The organism is Rhodococcus sp. NPDC056960 (genome assembly GCF_042674125.1).
Classification (GTDB): domain Bacteria; phylum Actinomycetota; class Actinomycetes; order Mycobacteriales; family Mycobacteriaceae; genus Rhodococcus_F.
In genome coordinates, this window is record NZ_JBHURF010000013.1 from 277,161 (window position 1) to 284,779 (window position 7,619).

The 7,619-nt window shown below is 67.8% G+C and carries 9 protein-coding genes; 6 read left to right on the forward strand and 3 right to left on the reverse strand.

Features of this window, described 5'->3' with window-relative positions; genetic code table 11:
- The first annotated feature begins 84 nt into the window (after positions 1-84).
- Both pruA and ACFTWF_RS22360 read left to right on the forward strand, forming a co-directional pair.
- The gene (gene pruA, locus ACFTWF_RS22355) at positions 85-1,740 is read left to right on the forward strand and encodes an L-glutamate gamma-semialdehyde dehydrogenase (RefSeq protein WP_378463361.1); all 1,656 of its coding nucleotides are present in this window, start codon (positions 85-87) and stop codon (positions 1,738-1,740) included.
- Positions 1,740-2,711, forward strand: coding sequence for a proline dehydrogenase family protein (locus ACFTWF_RS22360; protein ID WP_378463362.1), 972 nt, complete (start codon positions 1,740-1,742; stop codon positions 2,709-2,711). The genes pruA and ACFTWF_RS22360 overlap by 1 nt, the downstream gene beginning before the upstream one ends.
- 45 nt (positions 2,712-2,756) lie before the next feature.
- Here ACFTWF_RS22360 and ACFTWF_RS22365 read toward each other — a convergent pair whose 3' ends face one another.
- Positions 2,757-3,017, reverse strand: coding sequence for a hypothetical protein (locus ACFTWF_RS22365; protein WP_378463363.1), 261 nt, complete (start codon positions 3,015-3,017; stop codon positions 2,757-2,759).
- Positions 3,018-3,151: 134 nt separating this feature from the next.
- On the opposite strand from ACFTWF_RS22365, the gene ACFTWF_RS22370 reads away from it, so the two are divergent.
- The 3 genes from ACFTWF_RS22370 to ACFTWF_RS22380 all read left to right on the forward strand — a co-directional run bounded on the left by ACFTWF_RS22370 (position 3,152) and on the right by ACFTWF_RS22380 (position 5,111).
- Positions 3,152-4,120: a DMT family transporter gene (locus tag ACFTWF_RS22370; RefSeq protein WP_378463364.1), complete on the forward strand. Its 969-nt coding sequence runs from the start codon at positions 3,152-3,154 to the stop codon at positions 4,118-4,120.
- Positions 4,121-4,185: 65 nt separating this feature from the next.
- Positions 4,186-4,512, forward strand: a complete 327-nt coding sequence (locus tag ACFTWF_RS22375; protein WP_378463365.1) for a hypothetical protein — start codon at positions 4,186-4,188, stop codon at positions 4,510-4,512.
- Positions 4,509-5,111, forward strand: coding sequence for a hypothetical protein (locus ACFTWF_RS22380; RefSeq protein ID WP_378463366.1), 603 nt, complete (start codon positions 4,509-4,511; stop codon positions 5,109-5,111). Before ACFTWF_RS22375 ends, ACFTWF_RS22380 begins: the two co-directional genes overlap by 4 nt.
- Positions 5,112-5,114: 3 nt before the next feature.
- Here the strand turns inward: ACFTWF_RS22380 and ACFTWF_RS22385 are convergent, their stop codons facing one another.
- Together ACFTWF_RS22385 and ACFTWF_RS22390 are read right to left on the reverse strand one after the other, a co-directional pair.
- Positions 5,115-5,504, reverse strand: a complete 390-nt coding sequence (locus ACFTWF_RS22385) for a hypothetical protein (protein ID WP_378463367.1) — start codon at positions 5,502-5,504, stop codon at positions 5,115-5,117.
- Between the two features lie 176 nt (positions 5,505-5,680).
- The gene (locus ACFTWF_RS22390; RefSeq protein WP_378463368.1) at positions 5,681-6,913 is read right to left on the reverse strand and encodes a PucR family transcriptional regulator; all 1,233 of its coding nucleotides are present in this window, start codon (positions 6,911-6,913) and stop codon (positions 5,681-5,683) included.
- Positions 6,914-7,131: 218 nt separating this feature from the next.
- On the opposite strand from ACFTWF_RS22390, the gene ACFTWF_RS22395 reads away from it, so the two are divergent.
- The coding region (locus ACFTWF_RS22395) for an AMP-binding protein (protein ID WP_378463369.1) at positions 7,132-7,619 on the forward strand (488 nt) is incomplete at its 3' end.

The following is a 7,619-nucleotide window of genomic DNA, read 5'->3' on the forward strand; positions in this document are numbered from 1 at the left end:
ATTCTTTTGCCGCCGTGCTGGTGTTGACTACGGCTAGTTCGTTGCGGCGGCCGTCTTCGCCGCCACATCCCGTAGGAGGTTTTCATGGACGCCATCACCACCACCCCGCAGCCCGTCAACGAGCCGGTGGGGTCCTTCACGCCGGGGAGCCCGGAGCGGGCGCGACTGCAGGCGAAGCTGGCCGAACTGGGATCGAATCCGACGGAGATCCACCACGTGATCGGCGGGGCGCACCGCCGCGGCGCCGGACCGATCGTCGACGTCGTCCAGCCGCATCGGCATTCGGCGGTACTGGGCACCTTCACCAACGCGGGCGCACAGGACATCCAGGACGCGGTCGCCGCGGCCACAGCCGCCGCCCCGGCCTGGCGGGCACTGTCGTTCGAGGACCGGGCCGCGGTGTTCCTGCGCGCAGCCGATCTGCTGTCCGGACCGTGGCGCGAAACCCTCGCCGCCGCAACGATGCTCGGACAGTCGAAGACCGCGTACCAGGCCGAGATCGACACCCCGTGCGAGCTCATCGACTTCTGGCGGTTCAACGTCCACTTCGCCCGTCAGATCCTCGCCGACCAGCCGATCTCCTCCCCCGGCGTGTGGAACAAGCTCGAGTACCGCTCCCTCGAGGGCTTCGTGTACGCGATCACCCCCTTCAACTTCACCGCCATCGCCGGCAACCTGCCCACCGCACCCGCGCTGATGGGCAACACGGTGGTGTGGAAGCCGTCGCAGACCCAGGCCGTCGCCGCGTACTGGACGATGAAGCTGCTCGAGGCCGCCGGCCTGCCGCCAGGCGTGATCAACCTGGTCAACGGCTCCGGCGCCGCCGTCTCCGACGTCGTGCTCGCCGACCCCCGCCTCGCCGGAATCCACTTCACCGGATCCACCGCCACGTTCCAGCACCTGTGGCAGCAGGTCGGGAACAACATCTCGAACTACCACTCCTACCCGCGTCTGGTCGGCGAGACCGGCGGCAAGGACTTCGTCCTCGCCCACTCCTCCGCGAACCCCGACACCCTGACCACCGCGCTGCTGCGCGGCGCGTTCGACTACCAGGGCCAGAAGTGCTCCGCCGCCTCCCGCGCATTCGTCCCGAAGTCGGTGTGGGCGCGGATGGGTGACGACTTCATCGAGACGGCATCGACGCTGAAATACGGTGACGTCACCGACTTCGCGAACTTCGGCGGCGCCGTGATCGACAAGCGGGCCTTCGACCGCAACGCCGACGCCATCGCCCGCGCCAAGGCCACCCCGAGCCTGACCATCGCCGCCGGCGGCCACGTCGACGACAGCGTCGGCTACTTCGTCGACCCCACCGTGCTCCTCGGCGACGACCCCACCGACGACGCGTTCCGCACCGAATACTTCGGACCGATCCTGTCCGTGCACGTCTACGACGACTCCGCCGCCGGATCGTTCGAGAATGTCCTCGACCTCGTCGACAAGGGGTCCGCGTACGCGCTGACCGGTGCGATCATCGCCGACGATCGCACCGCGATCGCCCAGGCCACCGACGACCTGCGGTTCGCGGCCGGCAACTTCTACATCAACGACAAGCCCACCGGCGCCGTCGTCGGACAGCAACCGTTCGGTGGCGCTCGCGCGTCGGGCACCAACGACAAGGCCGGCTCCCCGCAGAACCTGCTGCGCTGGACGTCCGCCCGCACCATCAAGGAAACGTTCGTCCCCGCCACCGACCACCGCTACCCGCACCAGGCGGCCGACACCTCCGAGGACATCTGATGGCATTCTCCGCCCTGCTCCGCCCCGCCCTCCTGGCCGCCGCGCGTTCCCCCCGGATGGAGCGCACCGTCACCAAGATCCCGGTGACCCGGAACCTCGTCGACCGGTTCGTCGCCGGCGAGACCGAGGACCAGGCGATCGCCGCGACCACGTCGATCCTCGACTCCGGCCGCTACATCAGCATCGACCACCTCGGCGAGGACACCACCGATTCGGCGCAGGCCGACACCACCGTGTCGCACTACCTGACCCTTCTGTCCGATCTGGCGGCACTCAGCCAGAACACGGCATCGTCGTCACCCGCCTCGGTTCGCAATGTCGAGGTGTCGTTGAAGCTGTCGGCCCTGGGCCAGTTCCTGCCCCGGGACGGACACAAGGTGGCGCTCGAAAACGCGCACAAGATCTGCACGGCCGCCGAGGAGGCCGGCGCGTGGGTGACCGTGGACGCCGAGGACCACACCACCACCGACTCGACGCTGTCGATCGTCCGCGAACTCCGTGAGGACTTCCCCTCGCTCGGCACCGTGCTGCAGGCGTACCTGAAGCGCACCGAGGACGACTGCCGGGACCTGTCCGGCCCCGGATCGCGCATCCGGTTGTGCAAGGGCGCCTACAAGGAACCCGCCTCGGTCGCGTACCAGGGTAAGGAGGCGGTCGACGAGGCCTACCTGCGCTGCCTGCGCATTCTGATGAACGGCCAGGGCTACCCGATGGTCGCCTCGCACGACCCGGCCATGATCGAGGCCGCCCTGCAGCAGGCGAAGGCCAAGGGTCGCACCGACGACGAGTTCGAAATCCAGATGCTCTACGGCATCCGCGACACCGAGCAACTCCGACTGATCGGCGACGACAAGCACCTGCGGGTGTACCTGCCGTACGGCCAGCAGTGGTACGGCTACTTCATGCGCCGACTCGCCGAACGTCCCGCCAACCTGGCCTTCTTCCTCCGGTCGCTGGCCTCGACGAAGTAGAACCCTCGGGGTTCACCGGCGGCGGTCGTGTGGATCGGCGTCGCGTCACCGCACCAATCGGTATCCGCGACGCGCGGCGACGAGACCCGCGACCGCCCCGAGGACCGCGCTGAGGGCCAGGCCGCCGGCGAGGAAGGGGATCGGGTCCACTGTTTCCATGTGCCCGGTGCTGTCCCCGGCGCCGAGCGGTTCGTAGCTGCCCACGTAGAAGTGCACCGGGTACGACAACCACCAGGCGAACAGTCCGGTACACGCCAGGCCCGCGCCGAGACCGAGGGCCGTTCCGATGAGAATCAGTGTTCGCACGAGATCAACTTCGCGATCGCCCGCCGTGTCGTTACCACGCAGGCGCTCACGCCCCAATTCGGTAGCAACACTACTGGAAATAGGGAAAGTTAATTAAATTGTCCTAATTGTTCCGATCCCGGAGAATAATTCCCGTGACGGAACTGCTTGCTCGCCCCAGTGTTCTCACCCGCTCCCGTATTTCCGGCAGCGGTATCGACCCACGGTTGGTGGTGCTTCTCGGCGCGGCCGCGACCTCACTGACCGGGACTCTGATCAAATTGTCCGGGGTGAGTCCGGCGACGTCGTCGTTCTTCCGTTGCGCCATTGCCGCCCCAATTCTCGGAGTGCTGGCCTGGCGGGAGTTCCGCCGCCACGGCGGTATCGCACCGAAGGTGCTGGCGATGCAGCTCGCCGGCGGGGCCTTGCTCGGGGCGGACTTCGCGCTGTGGGCGCATTCGATCTCCATGATCGGGGCCGGAATCTCCACCGTCGTGGTCAACATCCAGGTGATCGTCGTGCCGATCCTGGCGTGGCTGGTCTTCCGCGAGACGGTGCCGCTGCGCTTCGTGATCGCGGTGCCGTTCCTGTTCGGCGGCGTCGCCCTGGCCGGAGGTCTGCTCGGGGGCACCGGATCCGGTGACCAATTGCTCCTCGGCACCGCGCTCTCACTCGCCGCCGGCACTGCCTACGGCGGCTACCTCTTCCTCAGCGGGCGGGCCGGAGCGGCACATCGGGCGTCCTCGCAGGTGTTCGTCGCCACCGTCGCCGGCGGAGTGATCGGCACCGCGGTCGGATCACTTTGGGGAACAATCGATCTCACTCCCGGCTGGACGGCGTTCGGGTGGCTGACGGCGCTGGCGCTGACCGGTCAGGTCATCGGCTGGGTGCTCGTCGGGTCGGCGCTGCCCCGCCTGCGCGCCGAAGTCGGGGCGACGCTCCTGCTCGCGCAACCGGTCATCGCGCTCGCCGTCGCAATGATCGTCCTCGGTGAGCGCCCCGACCCCACCCAACTCGCCGGGTGCGCCGTCGTGGTCGCCGCGGTGTGGGCGGTCACCCACCGACCTCCCGCACCGCGACGCCACAGCGCCACGCCGACGACGGATCCGGTCCAGAACCCGTAAACACGCACGCGGTGTCGTGACACCCGTGCCGCATCAACCACCCGACACACTCTGGAGGAGGAACATTGACCGCCGCCACCCCCGCCCATCCGGGTACCACCCGCACCCTGTGCTCCTCCTCCGCGCGCACCCGCGGACGACAGGCATTGCACGATCTACGATTGCCGTCGACGTCGATCCTGCTCGGGGCGCTGTCCATCACCACGTTCTGGGTCCTCGGACTCGGCTTCGTCCTGGGCACGTCCGCGGTGCTCTGCGGCGCCCTCGCCACCGCCCGATCCGACGACGACGAAGCGGCGTCACTCCGGGCGCTGCTGGGAATCCTCGCCGGGGCCGCGGGGATCACGCTGTCCGCGATCGCACTGCTGCCGGCATTGGACCTGCGAACATGAGGTGGACACCACGCCGACTGCCGGCCCCACCCAGACCTGCCCGAACCGGACGCGGCGACCGCCCCTTCGCCCGGCCCGTAGATCGGCTCGCCGCCCGCCTGCGCGTCGTGCTGATGCTGTTCGCGGCACTGACGATTGTCGTCAGCGCCGGTGTCACCGTCGCGGCCTTCTCCGCCGCGCAGACACGTGCCGCCGATCAGCACGCCCGCACCCAGCCCGTTGCCGCCAACATCGCCCCCGACAGCGATGGTGCTGCGGTGCCGCAGACGACCACCCTCGCTGTCGGCAGCGAACCGGCCACCGCCTCGGTGTCCTGGAGGTGGGCCGGGCAAACCCGAACCGACATCATCGAACTCCCGGCGGGAACTCACCCCGGCGACCGGACATCCATCCTCGTCGACGCCTCCGGCGCCTGGGCTGGGCCCGAAATCACCCCCGCCCGGGTGGTCGGGAGCGCGATCTCCGCCCTCATCGCGTCACTGATCGGGGCCACCGCGCTCACCGGCGCCCTCTACGCCTGGGGTAAGAGACACCTCGAACGGCACCGGCAGCGCTACTGGGACCAGTGCCTGCACCGTTTCTTCGCCACCTACCGCTGAGAGTCAGGAGTCGGTCCGGACGGTTCCGTTGCTGTCCGCTTCCTTGTCCGCTGTGTCCTTCGCCGGATGCCGGTGGCGACGGGTCTTGTTCCGCATTTCGGTGGCGAGGTGCATGCCGCCGGATCGGACGGTCTCCCCGCCCGAGCGAATGCGGTCGCGGACCGACTCGACGTGCTCGTTGGCGGCCGCCGTGGTGTCGAGCAACTCGTCCCGGGCGGACTCGCTCAACTGAGCGGTCTCCGGAGTCGCGGTGAGGAACTTGCTGCCCTGGGAGAGCAGGTCCTGGGGTCCGCCCACTCTCGCGATCTTCACTGCCGTTTTCAACTGGCGGGTGCGACCCAGGAGGTATCCCGCGCCGATAGCGGCGGCCAGCTCAATTCTCTTGATCTTCATGATCGAACCCACTTTGCCGTTGATCGTGGTTACGCATCTCGTCGGCCATCTCGCCGATAGGTGGACGCGTCGGTGCACGTGGTGCACACTCTGCGACTACCCCGGTCTCCCGGGACCCAATCGGCAGAGTCAGGCGAACTTCCCGGTGGCCCGCCGTCTCACAGTGCTGCGCCAACTCAACGTGACGGGTCTATCGAGGCAATCCTCACCGCGAGAAGGAGATTGACGACATCCTCGACGTGCCGAAGATCCTTGCCGGTACGTTCGGCAATCCGGCCCAACCGGTAGTACATGGTGTTCACGTGGATCCGTAGCGCCGCGGCGGCCTCCGTCGCGTTCATGTCGGCGGCGACGTATGCCGACAACGTCTCGATGTAGATCGAGCCCGACGAGAGGTCTTCCGCTATGAATGCGCGCAGCTGAGGATCGATGAGCCGGCGCGCGGTCGGGTCCGGCCGGCGCACCAGATAGTCCAGGGGCGAGAGGTCGTCGAAAACCTGGACCGCCCGTCGGCCCCCCAAGTGGTCGCAGGCGACCTGCGCCTCGAGCAACCCCGCGGCGGTCTGCGTGAACTCGTCGTGCGTCGAGCTGATCCCGATCGAAGCGGCGATCTTGCTTTTCCCGAGTTCTTTGACCGCGCGCGCGACCTTCTGCGACAGCGCGGCGAGGGTGAACCGTCCGGACGGCACCAGCCCGACGAGGTCCTGCCGCCACGGGACCAGCATTCCGGGAAGCTGCCGAGCGAGGGCTTTGCGCGCGTCGAGAATCAGGTCCGCTTCGGCGGTCTCCGAGGTTGCGCGGCACACGATGACGACGAAATCGGCCCCGGGTTCGAGACCGGCCCTGCGCATCGCCTCCAGGCGGACCGATATGCGGGGCACGTTCCCCGCGAGCAGATCCTCGAGGCAGTCGCGCGCGATGCGCTCCTGATCGGCCACGAGATACTGCTGCGCCTGAAAGTAGGTCGTCGCTGCGGCGGAACTGCCCAGCTCGATCGTCCGCATGAGGTGCTCGACGAGACTGAGTGCCGCTTCCTCCTGCCCCTCGGTCGACCGGACGAACTCGAGAACATACGACCAGAGAACCATCTGCCCGATGCGGAAAGCCTGCAGGAAGTCGATCAGGGAAATACCGTTCACGACGCGCTCCGAGGCATGCGTCGAGGTGAACGCGAAATCGTCCACGCACGGAACCCGTCGCTCGATGATGCTCGTCGTGAACACCCCGAAGATGCTGGTGACGTGGGTGACCACGTCGTCGTACAGGCCGGTGGCGCGGTACGACGGCAGCTCCGCCCAGATCGTGTCCGTGGCAGCGCGCGCGATCGTGGGGATGCGGTCCTGCACCCATGTCGCGAGACCGACCGCCGCGTCGTCGTAAGACCACATAGCGCCGTTCTCCGTCGTCATCGACCGACCTCCGATGTTTCCGCTGTGACACAGTACAGCTGAGCTTCAGGTCTGTTGGCAATCGGCGGCGTCCCGTTGTGGGGCGACCACAAGCATCTTCTGCGTCGAACCACGATGCCTGCGACGCTCGTCACGGCCTATGGTTGCTCGATCACACGACAACGCCCACCGCTTTTCGCGTGTTCGAGCGCGCTGCCACGTCAACGAAGGATGCCCCAGTGAGCTTCAAGAGCCCGTTTCCGGACGTCGAGATCCCGAACCTCAGTGTCTACGAGTTCCTCTTCGGCCGGGTCAACCCGGCGGACCTGGACCGGCCCGCGCTGATCGACGGTGCCTCCGGCGCGGTCACCACCTACCGGACCCTCACCACCGAGATCGACGCAGTGGCCGGGGCGCTGGCCGCACGCGGGCTCGCGGTCGGCGACGTCGTCGGCCTGCATTCACCGAACGTCCCCGCGTTCGCGTCGGTGTTCCACGGCATCCTCCGCGCCGGCGGTGTCGCCACCACCATCAACGCCCTCTACACCGCCGAGGACATCGCCAAACAGCTCACCGACTCGCACGCGAGGTTCCTGTTCACCGTCTCCCCCCTACTGGCGCAGGCGCGGGATGCCGCCGCGAGGGTCGGGATCCCCACCGAGAATGTGATCGTCCTCGACGGCGCCGACGGGCACCCGTCGCTGACCGACCTGCTCACCGCGGGTGC

What these genes read in the sequence shown, in the direction of transcription:
- ACFTWF_RS22380 (WP_378463366.1), top strand. Translation starts at nt 4,509, where the DNA reads ATGAGGTGGACACCACGCCGACTGCCGGCCCCACCCAGACCTGCCCGA.
- ACFTWF_RS22390 (WP_378463368.1), bottom strand. Translation starts at nt 6,913, where the DNA reads ATGACGACGGAGAACGGCGCTATGTGGTCTTACGACGACGCGGCGGTC.
- ACFTWF_RS22385 (WP_378463367.1), bottom strand. Translation starts at nt 5,504, where the DNA reads ATGAAGATCAAGAGAATTGAGCTGGCCGCCGCTATCGGCGCGGGATAC.
- ACFTWF_RS22360 (WP_378463362.1), top strand. Translation starts at nt 1,740, where the DNA reads ATGGCATTCTCCGCCCTGCTCCGCCCCGCCCTCCTGGCCGCCGCGCGT.
- pruA (WP_378463361.1), top strand. Translation starts at nt 85, where the DNA reads ATGGACGCCATCACCACCACCCCGCAGCCCGTCAACGAGCCGGTGGGG.